Genomic DNA, 16842 nt, shown 5'->3' with positions numbered 1-16842 from the left:
CGGGTGTTTCGGGAGTGCGAGGGCCAGGCGGACGCGGCGGCGGGCCTCGGCGGGGTCGAGGCGGTAGCGTTTCTCGAGCAGCCGGGCGGTGTCGTGGGCGCCGATCTCCTCGGCGTACCTGATCTCGTCCAGGCGGCGGATGACCTGGTGGCGGCGGGCCAGCAGTTCCTCGATCGTGGCCTCGATGACGTCGGAGTCGCACAGCAGCTCGTCGCCGCTCATCGTCTCCACCGCCCGGTCATCCATACCCGTAACGTTAGACGAGTCCGGGGACAGTTTCGGGCCGGAAAGCCCTTATCCACAAGGTGAATTCCTCACCACTTCACATCGACCAAGTACCTGTAGGTTGTTTGAAGGGCCGGCCTCGTTCGGGGTAGGCGTCTTCGCCACTTGAGTTCGATATCGACCGACCCCAACGCTGTCCTCACACTGACACCCAAGGTGACCATCGGCCAACCAGGGACTCTCTTTTACGTTATATGTTGCTCATAGCAACATACGCTCCGCGTGGGCAGGTCTCTTGGGTGGGGAGAGTCTGTTGCCTTCCAGCGAGGCGCTCGACAAGCCCCCGCTAGCTTTCACAAGCCCTTGAAACGCCGGAGTCTCAGCCCCAGCACGATGGCAGCACCAGCATGACTGCCGTTTCCGCGACTGCGGTCGCCGCCCGAGAATCAACCCCCGGCCCGGAGCCGCGTGAACTACAGCGGCTGCAGTCCGTCTCTGCAGTCCGTCTCTGTAGTTCGTCTGGCCTCCGCACCTGGGCTCCCGGCGCCGCCTTAACCACAGCAGCAGCTGGGACTGTCTGTTGCTTTTGGTTATGGGTTTTTGGCGGGGAGGTCGATGATGAAGCGGGCGCCGCCTTCGGGGCGGGCGGTGGCTTGGATTGTGCCGTGGTGCCATTCGACGTGGCGGGCGACGATGGCCAGGCCCAGGCCGGTGCCGGTGCGGTGGGGGTTGGGGGGTGTGCCGGGGGTGCCTCGGCCGAAGCGTTCGAAGATTCTTTCGCGGTCGGCTTCGGGGACGCCGGGGCCGGCGTCGTCCACGTAGATGACTACGCCTTTGCCGCCGGCTTGGACGAGGACGCCCTTGCAGCCGCCGGCGTGTTGTTCGGCGTTGTCGACCAGGTTGGCGATTACGCGTTCCAGGCGGCGTTTGTCGGCTTCCATGGTCAGGTCGGCGGCGTCGGGGGCCACCTCGGTGATTTCGCGGCCGGCGGTGGCGTCGGCGGCGGCGCGGACCAGGTCGCCGATCCGGACGAGTTCGCGGCTGCCCTGGTCGCCGCCGTCGTCGCGGGAGATCTCGAGAAGGTCGACGACCAGTTGGCGGAAGCGGTCCAGGTCGTCGCCGAGGAGTTCGACCGGCTCGCGGACGGACGTCGGTAGTTCCGCGCGGTGGTTCTGGATCAGCTGCATCGAGTTCATCATCGTCATCAGCGGGGTGCGCAGCTCGTGGCTGACGTCGCCGGCGAAGCGGGCGTCGGCGATCACCCGTTTCTCCAGCGCAGCGGCTGTTTGGTTGAAGGATCGCGCCAGGCCGCCTAGGTCTGGATCGTTCTCAGCCTCCAGTCGGGCGTCGAGCCGCCCGCGTGCGACGGCCGCCGCGACCTGGGTCAGTTTCGCCAGCGGCCGCAGCGCCACCGTGCTGGCGAGCCGCCCGACCGCCAGCCCGAGCAGCGCGGTCACGATCGCGGCCAGGATGAGCGTGAGCTTCAAGGTCCGCAGCGTGTTGTCGAGCCGGTTCAAGGGGTGGAGTTCGAAGAAGGCCTCGCCCGGGCGCCCCACCGGCACCCCGACCGCGAGCACCTCGTCGCCGCCGACCTCGAGCCGCCGGTCCACCTTGACCCCACCCTGGGCGCTCTCCACCATGTCGGCCGGGATGTCGCTCGACTTCGCCGACACCGTGTACCAGGCGCCGTCGTAGTGCATCAGCATCGCGGCTGTGTCGGTCGACGGCAGCGCCTCCACCAGGTTCATCACCATGGACGGCGACTGCGGCACAACCGTCCCGCAGGCGGGCTCCTGGCCCAGCCGGCGTACCGGTCCGCAGGATGACGTCAGGCCGTACAGCCCGTAGTGCAGGGTGTTCGCGTTGTCGGTCGTCTCCACGATCGCCGACGAGATCCGCTGATTGGTCAAGTAGTTGGAGACGACGCTCCAGGTGACCAGCGCCAGTACGCCGGACAGCCCGAGCGCAAGCAACCCGTACGCGAGCATGACCCGGTCACGCAGGCCGAACCGCCGCCGCAACGTCAGCTCACCAGTCGATAGCCGAGACCCCGGGCGGTGACGAGGTGCTTGGGGGTGGCCGGGTCGCGCTCGATCTTCAGCCGCAGCCGGCGGATGTGCACGTCGACGATCCGGCTGTCCCCGAAGTACCCGTAGCCCCAGACCTTCGACAGCAGGTGCTCGCGGCTGCACACCTTGCCCTGCAGGCTGGCCAGCTCGACCAGCAGCTTGAACTCGGTCCGGGTCAGCGGCAGCACACACCCGTCCCGGACCACCTCGGCGGCCGGTACGTCGATCTCCAGGTCGCCGATCACGAACTGCTCGAGCACGGGCGTACCGTTCGGCTCGACCCGGCGCAGCAGCGCCCTGATCCGCGCCGACAACTCTTTGGCAACAAGCGGCTTCGTAACGTAGTCGTCCGCGCCCGCCTCGAGCCCGGCAACGATGTCGTGGCTGTCGGTCCGCGCCGTCACCATGATCACCGGTACGTCGCTGGTACGCCGGATCTCCCGGCAGACCGTGAATCCGTCCCGGTCCGGCAGCATCAGGTCGAGCAGGACCACGTCCGGCGGCTCGTGCCGCAGCGCCGTCAGCGCGTCCAGGCCGTTGGCCGCCTCGGACACCTCGTAGCCCTCGTCCTCGAGGGCGAGCCGCAGTACCCGCCGGATCCGCGGTTCGTCGTCAACCAGTAACAAGCTGTGCGCCACGGGACCAGTGTCGCTCGTCGAAGGGCTGCGGCCCAACCACCTGCACCTAACTGCAGATGACGGCTGTCACGACTTCGTCATAGAAGCGCCTGGCCGTAGATGACAAGACGTTGACGCTTCAGTGACCACGGCCGCGAGACCAGCCCGCAGTTCTAGCTTCGGCCCCATAGGGGCGAACACAGCAAGTCTCGCGAGGAGGAAGTAATGGCCAGTTCCGGAAGACGGCTCGCGGCGGTGGCGATCGTCGCCGTCACGAGTCTCACGCTGGCAGCGTGCAACGCCGACCAGGGAACCACAACCGCGGGCGGCGGCACCAATTCAGGCGGTACGCCGGTCACCGGCGGCACCCTGAACATGCTGGGCAAGGGCGATGTCGACTACATGGACCCGAACGTCAGCTACTACTCGGTCGGCTACACCAACCTGCGGATGTGGAGCCGCCAGCTGTTCACCTACCCGGCCGATCCCGGGGGCAAGAACACCACGCCGGTCGCCGACCTGGCCACCGAGCTGCCGACCGTCGCGAACGGCGGGATCAGCGCGGACGGCAAGACGTACACGATCAAGATCCGCACCGGCGCCAAGTGGAACACCAGCCCGGCCCGCCAGGTGACCGCGGCCGACATGGTCCGCGGCGTCAAGCGGACCGCGAACCCGGTCCAGCCGTTCGGCGGCATCCCGGACTTCTACGGCCTGATCGACGGCTACTCGAAGTTCGCCGACGGGTTCGCCAAGGTCGCCAAGACCCCGGCCGCGATCCAGGCCTACATCGACAAGACGCCACTGCCCGGCGTGGTCGCCAAGGACGAGACCACCGTCGTGTTCAAGCTGACCCGCCCCGCCTCGTACTTCGTCGGCATGCTGACGCTGTCCGCCTTCTCCCCCGCCCCGGTCGAGTCGCTCAAGTACCTCCCGGCCAGCACCGAACTCGGCAACAACTTCCCCTCCGACGGCCCGTACAAGGTCGACTCGTGGGTACCGACCAAGTCGGTCAACTACTCCCGCAACCCCGCCTGGGACCCGGCCAGTGACCCGGTCCGCAAGGCGTACGTCGACAAGATCGTCGTCAACGAGACGGTCAGCCAGGACTCCGTCCAACAGCAACTGCAGACCGGTACGCCGTCCGCCGACATGGAGTGGGACGTCGCCCCACCGCCGTCGCAGCTCCCCGCGTTGCAGGCCAAGAAGGACCAGAACCTGACCATCGGCGACACCGCGGGCAGCAACCCGTATGTCATCTACAACACCGTCTCGCCGAACAACAACAAGGCACTCGCCAACCCCAAGGTCCGCCAGGCGCTCAGCTACGCGATCAACCGCGACCACATCCTGCAGGTGCTCGGCGGCAAGACGCTCAACCCGCCGCTGACCCACGTGCTGCCGGACGTCATCGTCGGCTCCAAGCAGATCGATCCGTACCCGTACGACCCGGACAAGGCCAAGCAGTTGCTCGCCGAGGCAGGCTTCCCGCACCTGACGCTGAAGTTCCTCTACCGCAACGCGACCGAGGGCAGCAGCAAGACGTTCCAGACCATCCAGCAGGACCTGTCCAAGGCCGGCATCACCGTCACCGGCGTACCGTCGCCGAACGCGGACTTCTACGTGAAGTACCTGCAGGTGCCGACCGTCGCCCAGCGCGGCGTCTGGGACCTGTCGCTGGCCGGCTGGGGTGCTGACTGGTACGGCAACGCCGCCCTGTCGTTCTTCAACCCGCTGTTCTCGGGCAAGCCGTCCTTCCCGCCGGTCGGCAGCAACTTCGGCCTGTACGACGACGCGACCACGAACACCCTGATCCAGCAGGCCATCGCCGCGCCGACCGAAGAGGCGGCAGCCGACCTCTGGGCCAAGGCGGACGCCCGGGTGATGGAGCAGGCGGCCTTCTACCCGCTGACCAACAACAAGCAGGCGAACTACCACGCCGAGCAGGTGCACAACGCCGTCTACGTCCCGTCGCTGCAGAACTACGACCCGACGAACGTGTGGCTGGCCAAGGACAAGCAGGGCTGACCAGTGCCCAACACTGAGGCTTTGCTGCAGGTACGGGATCTCCGGGTCTCGTTCGACACCCCGGACGGCACCGTCCGCGCCGTCCGGGGGCTGTCCTTCGACGTCGAGCGTGGCCGCACGCTCGCCGTCGTCGGCGAGTCCGGTTCGGGCAAGAGCGTCTCGACCCAGACCATCACCGGTCTGACCCGAGGCGCCCAGGTCTCCGGTACTGCGTACTTCGACGGCACCGACCTGATCACCGCCGACGCCGGCACTCTCCGCCGGTTGCGCGGCGCCAAGATCGGGATGATCTTCCAGGACCCGCTGTCGAGCCTCCATCCGCAGTACCGGATCGGCTGGCAGATCGTGGAGATGATCCAGGCGCACGACCGGCAGATCTCCAAGCAGGCGGCCCGTCGCCGGGCCGCCGAGCTGCTCACCCTGGTCGGCATCCCGCGGGCGGCCGAACGGATCGACGACTACCCGCACCAGTTCTCCGGCGGGATGCGGCAGCGGGTGATGATCGCAATGGCGATGGCGCTCGACCCGGCGCTGCTGATCGCCGACGAGCCGACGACGGCGCTCGACGTGACCGTCCAGGCGCAGGTGCTGAGCGTGATGCGCAAGCTCCAGGAGGAGTTCGGCACCGCGATCATCCTGATCACGCACGACCTGGGCGTGGTCGCGGAGATGTCCGACGAGGTGATCGTGATGTACGCCGGCGCGGTGATGGAACGGGCGCCCCGCCGGGACATCTTCTATCGCAACCATCACCCTTATACCCAAGGGCTGCTGGCCTCGCTGCCGGCCCAGAGCGGGAAGCGGCTGACCCCGATCCAGGGCACGCCGCCGAGCCTGATCAACCTGCCGGCGGGCTGCCCGTTCGCCAACCGGTGTACGCACGTTTTCGATCGTTGCCGGGTGGAGACGCCGCCGCTCACCGACGTACAGGGTGATCCACGGCATCAGTCGGCCTGCTGGCTCGACCATGACATCACCAAGGCGGTGGCCTGATGACCGAAACCCTAGTCCAGCAAGCGGAAACCTTGCTCAAAGTGCAGGACGTCCGCAAGGAGTTCCCGACCCAGAGCAAGGAGGTGGTCAGAGCCGTCGACGGCGTGTCGCTGGAGGTGCGCAAGGGCGAGACGCTCGGCCTGGTCGGCGAGACCGGCTGCGGCAAGTCGACGTTGGCCCGCTGCATCGCTCACCTGTACGACGTGACGGACGGCTCGGTCTGGTTCGACGGACGGGACATCACCCGACTGACCCGTCGCCAGATGCGGCCGTTGCGGCGGGAGGTCCAGATGATCTTCCAGGACCCGTACGGTTCGCTGAACCCGCGCCGCCGGGTCGGCTCGATCATCGGCGACCCGTTCGCCATCCACGGCATCGCGTCGGGGGCCGAGCGCAAGCGCAAGGTGCAGGACCTGATGGCGCTGGTCGGGCTGAATCCCGAGCACTACAACAGGTTCCCGGCCGACTTCTCCGGGGGCCAACGGCAACGGATCGGGGTGGCCAGGGCGCTCGCGCTGCGGCCGAAGCTGGTGATCTGCGACGAGCCGGTGTCGGCGCTGGACGTGTCGATCCAGGCACAGATCATCAACCTGCTGGCCGATCTGCAGCACGAGTTCGACCTCACGTACGTGTTCATCTCGCACGATCTGTCGGTGGTCCGGCATGTGAGCGACCGGATCGCGGTGATGTATCTGGGCAAGATCGTCGAGGTCGCGCCGACCGCCGAGCTGTTCAAGGAGACCCGGCATCCCTACACGAGAGCGCTGCTGTCCGCGCTGCCGGTCGCGGATCCGGACACCTCGGACAGCCGGGAACAGATCATCCTGATGGGCGACATCCCGTCGGCGACGAACCCGCCGCCGGGGTGCCGGTTCCACACCCGGTGCCCGAAGGCCCGAGTGCAGTGCGCCGAATCCGAGCCGGGGTTGGAGCCCGCGTTCGACGACGACCCGGCGCACCGAACAGCGTGCTTCTTCCCGTTGCGAGTCGGCGAGGACCTGTCGGCCGCAGTACCGGAGTTGAAGGCATCATGACCGTGTATATGCCACGCCTCCGGCGCGGCGGCTCATGGTGCTGGAACTCCTGCCCTTCCCTCGTCCCTCCAGTCGCTTCGCTCCTTCCACTCCTCAGTCCAGGGCAGGAGGCACCATGAGCAGCGCACTGGAGGTGATCGAGGCGCCGGCGGCTGCGATCGAGGGGCGTAGTCCGCTGGTGCTGGCGGTCGCGCGGCTGCGCAAGGACAAGGTGGCGATGATCTCGCTGGCGGTGATCGTGCTGATCGTGCTGATGGCGATCTTCGCGCCGGTCTTCGCCTCGATCACCGGGCATCCGCCGAACGAGCAGTACCGCGACATCGGGCTGACGCCGGACGGGCTGCCCAAGGGGCCGAACGGGACGTTCTGGCTCGGCACCGACGATCTGGGGCGCGACATCCTGGTCCGGATCGCGTACGGGGCGAGGGTTTCGTTGCTGGTCGGCGTACTGGCGACCGCGATCACGGTCGTGATCGGCGTCGTGCTCGGCCTGGCGGCCGGGTTCCTCGGCGGGATCGTCGACACCATCCTGGCCCGGCTGATCGACGTGGTGCTGTCGGTGCCGTTCCTGCTGGTGGCGATCGCGCTGGTGTCGGTGACGGGCCCGAGCCTGACGGTGACGGTCTGCGTGATCGGCTTCTTCAGCTGGGCCTCGGTGGCGAGGATCGTGCGTGGGCAGGTGCTGTCGCTGCGCGAACGCGAGTTCGTCGAGGCGGCCCGCTCGCTGGGCGCCGGCGACACCCGGATCATGTTCGTCGACGTGCTGCCCAACGTGCTCGCGCCGGTGATCGTCTACACGACCCTGCTGATCCCGGTCGTGATCGTCACGCAGGCGACGTTGTCGTTCCTCGGTCTCGGGCTGCCGCCGCCGACGGCTGACTGGGGCGGGATGATCAGCGCCTCGCAGAACTACTACACGACCGCCTGGTGGTTCATCTTCTTCCCCGGGATCGCGCTGCTCGTCACGACGCTCGCCTTCAACCTGTTCGGCGACGGTGTGCGGGACGCGTTCGATCCACGGGCCGACCGGTTGCGCTGAAGGGAGTCTGCGATGGCGCTGTTCCTGATCCGCCGGATCGGTCACGGCATCCTGGTGCTCTGGCTGATCTCACTGGCCGTCTTCGGTCTGTTCTTCGTTGCCCCCAGCAACGTCGCGCAGACGCTGGCCGGCCGGCAGGCGACGCCGGAGACGATCGAGTTGATCAAGCACCGGCTCGGCCTCGACCTGCCGGTCTGGAAGCAGTACCTGCACTTCGTCGAGAACGCGGTGCAGGGCAATCTGGGCTACGACTACTACCACCAGGTCGCGGTGACCTCGATCATCGGGCAGGCGCTGCCGATCACGGTCTCACTGGCGCTCGGTGCGGCCGTGCTGTGGCTGCTGCTCGGGGTGTTCAACGGAGTGATCTCCGCCGTGCATCCCCGGTCGCTCGCCGATCGCGGCCTGACCCTGTTCTCCTTGTTCTTCTACTCGTTCCCGTCATTCCTCCTCGGTCTGCTGCTCCTGTACTTCCTGTACTTCCAGTTGACCCTGGCCGGCTACAAGTGGTTCCCGGCCGGCGGCTACAGCAGCATCACCCAGGGCATCGGGCCCTGGTTCCAGCACATGCTGCTGCCGTGGGTCGCGCTCGCGTTGCTGCTCGCGGCGACGTACACGCGGCTGACCCGCGGCGCGATGCTCGACGTACTGGGTGAGGACTACATCCGTACCGCGCGGTCGAAAGGCATCCGCGAGCGCCGGGTGATCGTCCGGCACGGACTGCGCAGCGCACTGACGCCGGTCGTCACCCAGTTCGGCATCGACCTCGGGCAGCTGATCGGTGGCGTGGTCGTGATCGAGACGGTGTTCAGCCTGCCGGGGCTCGGCCAGACGGCGATCACCGCGATCAACCAGCAGGACCTGCCGGTGATCATCGGGATCGTCCTGTTCGCCTCCGCGGCGGTCGTGGTCTCGAACATCCTGGTCGATATCGCCTACGCCGTCCTCGACCCGAGGGTGAGGTTGCACTAATGAGCGCGGTATTTGGCTGGGGACTGTCCGGTCATGCGTTTGAAGGCGTTGCTGAAGGCGCTCTCGGAGCCGTAGCCGAACTCGCCGGCGACGGAGAACACGGTGCGGTCGGTCGAGCGGAGGACCCGGCCGGCGGCCTGGATCCGCCAGCGGGCGAGGTAGTCGAGAGGGGACATCCCGACGAGGGTCTTGAAGCGGAGCGCGAAGGTACTGCGGGACATGCCGACCTTCTCCGCCAGCTCGGCCACGGTCCACCGGCGGGCTGGTTCACGGTGCAGCAACTCCAGCGCCACGCCGATGCTGGGGTCGGCGAGCGCGCCCAGCCAGCCGGACGGACGCTCGTCGGAGGCAATCATCGCCCGGAGCGCCTGGACGAAGAGCACCTTCGTGAGCTGGTCGCGCACGGTGGCGGCACCGGGTTCGGCGTGCGCGAACTCCTCGCCGAGAAGCTCAAGCAGTGGGCGGAGAGCAGCAGCGGGCTTGCTGTCGGCAGGGATCCGGACGGTGGTGGGTAGATGATCCAGCAACAACGCCGCGGTGGTCTGGTCGAAGTCGACCGCGCCTCCGACGATCACCGTCTGGTCCGGAGCGCCTTCGGTGGTCTGGTACCGGACGGTGTCCGGGTAGCCGCCGTTCTCGAAGACGGCGGTCCCGTCCACCGGAGCGAGGGCGGGATCGGAGGTTGCGCCGAAGGCCCGGGCGCTGGCCACCAGATAGCAGTCACCCGTTGCCAGATGCAACGGTTCGCAGCCCTCCGCGGTGATCCAGCAACTACCCTCCAGAACGGCGCCGACCTTGATGTCGGCGTACCCGCCGAATTCGAGAGCCCAGTCGCCTGCCGCCTCGAAGCGGGACGGGAGCGCGGCCTGGAGGTTGAGCAGGGCAAGCATCTCCGACAGCGGATCCATCCCGGCTCCTCTCAGCCTCGGACGCTCGATCAAGTAGTCCGGACGCCTACTCATGGAGTATGCACGGTCGTCCTCCTAGCGTGGTGAGTAGACCACGAGAGGAAGAACGCAATGAAGTTCGCTCAGCTTGGTGCGACTGGTTTGTACGTGTCCCGGATCGCGCTGGGCGCCATGTCCTTCGGCGGGGCCGGTACGCCGCCCTGGAACTTCGTCGGCGGGCTCGACGACGCCGCGGCCGGGCTGCTCGTCAACACCGCCCTCGACGCGGGGGTGAACCTGATCGACACGGCCGACATGTACGCCGACGGCGAGTCCGAGGAGATTCTCGGCCGGGTGATCAAGTCCCGCCGCGACGAGGTCATCCTGGCGACCAAGCTGGCCGCACGGATGGGACCGGGGCCGAACGACGCCGGGCTGTCGCGGTACCACGTCACGAACGCGCTGGACGCGAGCCTGCGGCGACTCGGGACCGATCACATCGACCTGTACCAGATCCACAACATCGACCCGATCACGCCGATCGAGGAGACGCTGCGCGCGCTCGACGACGCAGTGCGGGCCGGGAAGATCCGGTACCTGGGTGCGTCGAACCTGGCCGCGTGGCAGCTCGCCCGGGCGCTCGGCAAGTCGGATCAGCTCGGGTTGTCGCGGTTCGTCGCGTCGCAGTCGTACTACTCGCTGGCTGGCCGGGATATCGAGGCCGAGCTGGTGCCGTTGCTGACTGAGGAGAAGGTCGGGCTGATCGTGTGGAGCCCACTGGCCGGCGGGTTCCTGTCTGGCAAGTTCGGTCGCGACGGCAGTACCGATGCTGAGGCGCGGCACGGGAAGACCGGGTTCCCGCCGGTTGATCCCGAGGCCGGCTACGACATCGTCGATGTGCTGCGGAAGGTGGCGGAGCGGCGGGAGGCGACGGTGGCTCAGACGGCCCTGGCGTGGGTGCTGGCGCAGCCTGCGGTGACGAGCGTGATCGCAGGGGTCAAGCGGCTCGATCAGCTGACCGGGAACTTGGCCGCGGTGGAGCTCGAGCTGACTGCGGAGGACCTGGCCGAGCTGGACGAGGTCAGTCGGCCGGCGGCGCGCTACCCGAATTGGTTGCAGGCCGATCAGAGTTGGCGCCACCCTGCCGCTTGATGTGGGCGGGTGGCGGGCGAGATACGGGCAGGTGTCACCGATGAGGTGAGCTGCGCGTCCGCCGTACAAAGAATCGCCGGGTCCGTCTGGGGCCCGGCCCGATTCTTTCCAGGCGGAAACCGAATGACGCTCTCAACGGAGCAGGGTCAGGCGACTGCGGTGGTGTTCGGGGGTGGGGTTGCGGCGGCTGCGGCTTCTCGGCGGGTGGGGACGTTGAGGCGGGTGAGGATGGCGGAGACATGGTGGTCGACTGTGCGGACGGAGAGGATCAGCTTTTCGGCGATCTCGGCGTTGGTCAGGCCCTCGGCGATGAGGGTCAGGACGTCGGCTTGTCGGGCGGTTAGACCGATGGGGTTGGCGCGGGTGGTGGGGACGGGGCCGCGGGGGATGACTCGGAGGCCTAGTTTGCGGAGGCGGCGGCGGACGAGGTCGGCGGCGGGGCGGGCGTCCAGGGCGTCTAGCAGGCGCAGGGCTTCTAGGGTTGGTTCGGTTTCGCCGGATCGGGCCAGCTCCAGCGCTTGCTCGTAGGTGTCGCCCAGCCGCGCCCACTCGTCGGCGGCTTGCTTCCAGTGGCGGGTGGCCGGCTCGAGGCCGGCGCGGACGTAGTACCGGTGGAGCTCAGGCCAGATCGGGGTGGATTCGAGGGCGCGCCATTCGTCGCGTAGCGCTGCGATCCGCTCGAGGTCTCCAGCCAGGAAGGCTTGCTCGATCAAGACCGGTACGACGTACGCGGGCTCGCCCTTCGGGTCGGCCGGCTGCCCGCGGCGTACCAGCAAGCGCGCGGCGATTGCCTCGACACGTGAGCGGATGAAGTCGCTTGGGTTGGAGCGGAGCGGTTCGAGGGCGGCCTCGGCTCTGGCCCAGTCGCCGCGGCGGAGCTGGATCAGGGCGTGCAGGGTGGTGAGCAGATCCTGGCCGGGACGGTTGCACTCGGCAACTACTGAGGCGAGTTCGTCCCAGCGCGACTCGTGGTAGAGCGTCTCCAGCCAGTCGACTCGATCCTGGAAGGAGTCAAAGTCGAAACCGGCCTCCCGCGCCTCATCCCACCGATAAGCGTTGAACAATTCCCACGCATACGCAGTCCTGTGATCCGCCGGCAACAGACCCAACCGCGACGCCGCATCGAACAGCCACAGCGCCTCGTCATGCGCACCGGCCGCGGCCGCCTGCTGGCCGGCTCGCGGAGCATACAAAGCAACCGCCTCGACATCCGCCGCCGCGATCGCGTGATGCGCGAGGCGAGCCAGATACCGCTCACCCTGACCAGCCTGTACGTCGAGCGCGCGCTTGTGCAGCCGCCGTCGCGCCAACCCACGCATCCCCTGCTCGATCGCGAGCCGGACGATCTCGTACCGGAAGCCGATCCCCTCGTGCCGCGCCTCCAGCAACCCGTACTGCTCCGCCTCCGCCAGCAACTCCTCGTCGCCGTCCGTCAGCCGCTCGGCCAGCCCCAGATCGATCGTCCCCGGCAGCACCGCCAACTGCTCGACAACCGACCGGCACGCATCGCTCAACCGCGCGGTCTTCGCCAGTACCGCGTCGCGGACGGCATCCGGTACGCCGGTCCCGGGAGAAGCGAGCATCGCCGACAGGTAGAACGGATTCCCGCCCGTCAACGCATACAACTGCTCCGCCCTGGAACCGGCGACCCATCGACGGACCTCGTCGAGCCCCAAAGGCGCCAATGGCAACCTCCGGGCACCTGCAGTCGCCAGTCCCCCGAGCCAGCGATGCAGCCGTTCCGGCAGCCGACTGTCGTCAGCCAACGTCAGTACGACGACCAGCGGATACCCCTCCACCCGCCGAGCCAAGTACCCCACCAGATCAAGCGTCGCGTCATCAGCCCACTGAATGTCATCGATCAACAACGCGGTAGGCACTTCCCCCAACCCCACCAACAACTCCTGATAGCCGACCTCAACCCGCCACCCCGCCTCCCGCAACGGCCCCAACCGAACCGGCTCCCGCACGTCATCACAGGCTCCGGCCACCACTCGAAGCTCGCCCGCCAACTCACCCGCGAGCACCCGCAGCAGACTGCTCTTCCCAACTCCACTCTCGCCAGTCACCAACACCACAGACCCATTCCCGCCCAGAGCACGCCGAGCGGCAGCCCGCACCACGGCCACCCGCTCGTCGGCCGGAGCGTCGGGGCTACCGGCGGGCCGGGCGCCTCGGCCCGCGACCGGGCCACCGGGCAACGCGGCGCGGCGCGCCTCGGGTGCGTGGGCGGGGTTCATGTCAGGCTCCGGTGGCGGGTCGGCCGCGGCCCGGCGTACCGGCTAGCTCTTTGCCGTGGCGTTCTCGGCTGTAGAGGTGGATTTCCAGACCGTCGGGGTCGTGGAAGATGACGAGCCAGCCGATCGTGGCCAGGACCAGCTGGTGGTCGATGCCGAGCGTGGTGAGGTGGTCGACCCAGGCGTCGACGGCCAACTTGTCCTTGACGCCGAAGAGGACTGGGTCGAAGCCGGAGAGGCCGGCTATGTCGGGGCGTTCGCGGAGGGCAAGGCCGCTGTTACCCAGGCCTGGGGCGTCGTAGGCGACTCCGCGGATGACCCCGTGCTCGTCCGGGAACTCGAACTGCGTCGTCAGGTCGAAGACCTTCTCGTACCAGCGCCGGCTCGTCGCCAGCTCCTTCACCGGGAGCTTCACGGCGAAGATCCCGTCCAGTTCGGCTTTCATCAGGTCCCCCGAAGTCATAGGATTGAACTACATACAATTAGTTTGAAGCTGATTCCAACGAAGTGTCAAGGAGTTCGTCCCGGTGACCGAGAAGCGCCGCTACTCCAGCGCCCTGCGCAGTGAGCAGACCGAGCTGGCCCGCAGCCGGATCCTGACCGCGGCCAGCGCCCTGTTCCTCGACAAGGGCTATCTCGGGACCACGCTGGCAGCGATCGCCGGCGAGGCCGGAGTGAGCGTGCAGACCGTCTACAACGTGATCGGCGGCAAGCCGGCCGTCCTGAAGGCCGCGTACGACGTACTGCTGGCCGGCGACGACGAGCCGATCCCGATGGTCGACCGCCCGATCTACCAGGCGATCGCCGGCGCACCCACCGCCGGTGAATGCCTCGCCCTGTACGCCGGCCTCGCCCGCGGAATCGCCGAGCGCACCACCCCACTGATCCGGATGGCCCGGGCCCAGGCCTCCACCGGCGACCGCGACCTGACGGAGTACCTCAAGACCCTCGACGGCGAACTCGCGTTCGGCTGCCGCTACATGGCCGGCCACCTCGCCGAGAAGTTCGGCCTGCGCGCCGGACTCGACATCGACAGCGCCGCGGACATCCTCTGGTCGATCAACGGCTCCGACCTGGGCCATCGACTCGTCAACGAGCGCGAGTGGGGCTGGGACCGGTACGAGCAATGGCTTGCCACCACACTGACGGACCTGCTGATCGGCTAGAAGGCCTCCAGCAAGGAGAACCGCTCGTCACACCGAACCACTCGACCCGGCTCGAACCCGGCAGCGGTCACCAGCGCGGCCCATTCCGCCTCGGTACGGTCGTTGCGGCCGGCAATCACCATCATCTCGACGTCGTCGAACTTCGAGTAGTGCGGCTCGTTCCCGGCCGGGATCATCGTGTCGACCAGCAGCAGCGGCGCGCCGGCACGGCGGAGTACGCCAAACAGCTCGATCGCCCGCTCGTCGCCGAAGTTGTGCACACAACTCTTGATCAGGTACGCATCGCCGGGCGGCACCTCCACGAAGAAGTCACCCGCGACCAGCTCGACGCGATCGCTCAGACCCTCGGCCTCGAAGGTCTTCGAGGCCTCAGGCAGCACCTCCGCGAGCTCGAACAGTTGTGGGCCACGCTCCAGCAGTTGACCGGCGAGACGACCCCACTGCCGGACCGCGCCCTGATCCGCTTGGATGAGAGCTGACGTGGCTGATCCGCTGGGATGGAAGCTGACGTAGTGGCTGATGACTATGCAGGAGGAGGCGGGTAGTGGCGATCGCGGTCTATGGCGCGGGTGGGATTGGCTGTTACGTCGGCGGACGGTTGGCGGCTGGTGGCGCGGACGTCGTCTTCGTCGGGCGGCAGCGGCTGGCCGATGAGGTGGCTGAGCATGGGCTGCATCTGACCGACTACCTCGGCGCCGATCTCGTCGTACCGGCTGTGCGTTATGAGACGACGCCGGCCGCTGCTGCCGAGGCCGACCTCGTGCTCGTCACGGTGAAGTCCGCCGGTACTGCGGACGCTGCCGACGAACTCGCGTCGGTGCTCGAGCCCGGTGCGACTGTCGTGAGCTTCCAGAACGGGATCCGCAACGGCGAGGTGCTGCACGAGCGGCTGCCGGAGCAGACCGTGCTGACCGGGATGGTTCCGTTCAACGTGCTCAACCGCGGCAGCGGGTCGTTTCATCAAGGGACGCAGGGCAAGCTCGACGTACAGAAGCATGCGGCGTTGGAGCCGTATGTCGACGCGTTCGCGCGAGCCGGACTGCCGCTGACGCAGCACGACGAGATCCTGCCGGTCCAGTGGGCGAAGCTGCTGCTCAACCTCAACAACCCGGTCAACGCGCTCTCCGACCTGCCCCTGCGCGACGAGCTGGCCCAACGCGCGTACCGCCGCTCCTTCGCTGCCGCCCAGACCGAAACCCTGGCGCTGCTGAAGGCCGCCGGCATCACCCCGGCCAAGGTCACCGCCGTCCCCGCACACCGCCTGCCTGCCTTGCTGAGCCTCCCCGACTTCCTCTTCAAACGCCTTGCCAGCAAGATGCTTGCGATCGACCCACACGCCCGCACCTCCATGTGGGAAGACCTCCAGGCCGGCCGCCGCACCGAGATCGACTACCTGAACGGCGAGGTGGTCCGCCTCGCCGAATCCCTCGGCCGCCAGGCACCCATCAACAGCAAGCTGATCGACCTGATCCGGCAAGCCGAAGCTGGCGACACCACAGCCATCCCCGGCCCCACCTTGCTGAAACTCCTCACCTCAGCCTGAGACGACCATTCAACTGGCTGCGGAGGTGGGAGCGGAGGGAGGCCAGGCGGCCCTACCTATCAACCCGCCCAGAGCTGCCCATTCGAGCGGCGGCAGGCAGCCGGCCGGCATCGGCGACCGGCCACTCCAGCGGCGACTCACCAAGCGCCGCCAGCTCCTTCAGCTGCAGTACGCACCAAGGCGACAAATCGGTCCGTACGCCGAGATCGACCCACTCGACCCACTCGTACGCCGCGACCTCAGCCTCATCAGCCACCGGCTCCCCGGCACACGTCACCCGGAACACCGGGCACAACTCGTTCTCGACCATCCCGTCCGCCATCACCGCGCGATACCGGAACTCCGGAAGTACCAGTTCCACTGACGAAGCGACCAACCCGAGCTCATCGGCCAGCCGGCGCCGCACCGCGGACTCCATCGACTCACCCGGCAGCGGATGCCCACAACAACTGTTGGTCCAGATGCCCGGCCAAGTCCGCTTCCCGAACGCGCGCTGCGTCAGCAACAACCGCCCGCGCTCGTCGAAGACGTAGCTGGAGAACGCGAGATGCAGCGGCGTCGCGCTGTGATGCACCGTCGCCTTGGCCTCGGTCCCGACCGCGCGGCCGAAATCATCGACCAGGACCACCATTTCCGTCTCCACCCAGCGAGCCTAACGGTTCCGCCTGCAGCTCGGTGACCGGCCGACGCCCCCGGTACCTTCGCCGACGTCGACTGGTCGATGACCGGATTGGTTGCCGCCGGACGAGGTCGGCCGCCTGGTCGGCCGGCGGCTGGAATCAACTCGGTACCCGGTCGAGCTCGGCGCTGTTAGCCTGAGCCGGTGATCAAGCGACCCGCGCAGTATCGACCGGCTCTGGGACGAGCCGGCCTGCTGTCG

At 67.7% G+C, this 16842-nt stretch carries 16 protein-coding genes; 8 read left to right on the top strand and 8 right to left on the bottom strand.

The features are described from left to right. The 3 genes from ABD768_RS31470 to ABD768_RS31460 all read right to left on the bottom strand — a co-directional run. A partial coding sequence (locus ABD768_RS31470; RefSeq protein ID WP_344846646.1) for a DUF222 domain-containing protein occupies positions 1–246 on the bottom strand: 246 nt, incomplete at its 3' end. A 569-nt stretch (positions 247–815) separates the two neighbouring features. After that, on the bottom strand, positions 816–2246 hold the full coding sequence (locus ABD768_RS31465; RefSeq protein ID WP_344846644.1) for an ATP-binding protein: 1431 nt from the start codon (positions 2244–2246) through the stop codon (positions 816–818). A 2-nt stretch (positions 2247–2248) separates the two neighbouring features. Further along, a complete protein-coding gene (locus tag ABD768_RS31460; protein ID WP_343980708.1) occupies positions 2249–2932 on the bottom strand; it encodes a response regulator in 684 nt (227 codons plus the stop codon). A gap of 204 nt (positions 2933–3136) precedes the next feature. Between ABD768_RS31460 and ABD768_RS31455 the strand changes: the two genes are divergently transcribed. The 5 genes from ABD768_RS31455 (at position 3137) to ABD768_RS31435 (ending at position 8977) form a co-directional block, all read left to right on the top strand. Further along, a complete protein-coding gene (locus ABD768_RS31455) occupies positions 3137–4939 on the top strand; it encodes an ABC transporter substrate-binding protein (protein ID WP_343980705.1) in 1803 nt (600 codons plus the stop codon). A 3-nt stretch (positions 4940–4942) separates the two neighbouring features. Further along, positions 4943–5932: an ABC transporter ATP-binding protein gene (locus ABD768_RS31450; RefSeq protein WP_344846642.1), complete on the top strand. Its 990-nt coding sequence runs from the start codon at positions 4943–4945 to the stop codon at positions 5930–5932. After that, on the top strand, positions 5929–6966 hold the full coding sequence (locus ABD768_RS31445) for an ABC transporter ATP-binding protein (RefSeq protein ID WP_425552217.1): 1038 nt from the start codon (positions 5929–5931) through the stop codon (positions 6964–6966). Before ABD768_RS31450 ends, ABD768_RS31445 begins: the two co-directional genes overlap by 4 nt. Positions 6967–7081: 115 nt before the next feature. Continuing rightward, on the top strand, positions 7082–8005 hold the full coding sequence (locus ABD768_RS31440; RefSeq protein ID WP_343980696.1) for an ABC transporter permease: 924 nt from the start codon (positions 7082–7084) through the stop codon (positions 8003–8005). A 12-nt stretch (positions 8006–8017) separates the two neighbouring features. Next, on the top strand, positions 8018–8977 hold the full coding sequence (locus ABD768_RS31435; RefSeq protein WP_343980692.1) for an ABC transporter permease: 960 nt from the start codon (positions 8018–8020) through the stop codon (positions 8975–8977). Here ABD768_RS31435 and ABD768_RS31430 read toward each other — a convergent pair. Next, positions 8974–9885 carry an AraC family transcriptional regulator gene (locus ABD768_RS31430; protein ID WP_344846639.1) on the bottom strand — a complete coding sequence of 304 codons (912 nt, stop codon included), beginning with the start codon at positions 9883–9885 and terminating at the stop codon, positions 8974–8976. The genes ABD768_RS31435 and ABD768_RS31430 overlap by 4 nt on opposite strands. Before the next feature lie 111 nt (positions 9886–9996). Between ABD768_RS31430 and ABD768_RS31425 the strand changes: the two genes are divergently transcribed. Further along, entirely contained in the window at positions 9997–11016 is a 1020-nt protein-coding gene (locus ABD768_RS31425) for an aldo/keto reductase (RefSeq protein WP_344846637.1), read from the top strand. Between the two features lie 146 nt (positions 11017–11162). Here the strand turns inward: ABD768_RS31425 and ABD768_RS31420 are convergent, their stop codons facing one another. Next, positions 11163–13256 carry an AAA family ATPase gene (locus tag ABD768_RS31420; RefSeq protein ID WP_344846635.1) on the bottom strand — a complete coding sequence of 698 codons (2094 nt, stop codon included), beginning with the start codon at positions 13254–13256 and terminating at the stop codon, positions 11163–11165. 1 nt (position 13257) lies between these two features. Further along, on the bottom strand, positions 13258–13716 hold the full coding sequence (locus tag ABD768_RS31415; RefSeq protein WP_344846633.1) for a VOC family protein: 459 nt from the start codon (positions 13714–13716) through the stop codon (positions 13258–13260). A gap of 64 nt (positions 13717–13780) precedes the next feature. Here ABD768_RS31415 and ABD768_RS31410 point away from each other — a divergent pair, with 64 nt between their 5' ends. Beyond that, entirely contained in the window at positions 13781–14419 is a 639-nt protein-coding gene (locus ABD768_RS31410) for a TetR/AcrR family transcriptional regulator (protein ID WP_344846631.1), read from the top strand. Here ABD768_RS31410 and ABD768_RS31405 read toward each other — a convergent pair. After that, positions 14416–14817, bottom strand: coding sequence for a methyltransferase (locus tag ABD768_RS31405; RefSeq protein WP_344846648.1), 402 nt, complete (start codon positions 14815–14817; stop codon positions 14416–14418). The genes ABD768_RS31410 and ABD768_RS31405 overlap by 4 nt on opposite strands. 146 nt (positions 14818–14963) lie before the next feature. Between ABD768_RS31405 and ABD768_RS31400 the strand changes: the two genes are divergently transcribed. Further along, positions 14964–15962, top strand: a complete 999-nt coding sequence (locus tag ABD768_RS31400) for a 2-dehydropantoate 2-reductase (protein WP_344846629.1) — start codon at positions 14964–14966, stop codon at positions 15960–15962. A 52-nt stretch (positions 15963–16014) separates the two neighbouring features. Here the strand turns inward: ABD768_RS31400 and idi are convergent, their stop codons facing one another. After that, positions 16015–16605, bottom strand: coding sequence for an isopentenyl-diphosphate Delta-isomerase (gene idi / locus ABD768_RS31395; RefSeq protein WP_344846627.1), 591 nt, complete (start codon positions 16603–16605; stop codon positions 16015–16017). Between the last annotated feature and the right edge of the window lie 237 nt (positions 16606–16842).

Source organism: Kribbella ginsengisoli, from assembly GCF_039537185.1.
GTDB classification, from domain to species: Bacteria; Actinomycetota; Actinomycetes; order Propionibacteriales; family Kribbellaceae; genus Kribbella; species Kribbella koreensis.
This window is presented reverse-complemented; position numbering and strand designations above follow the sequence as displayed.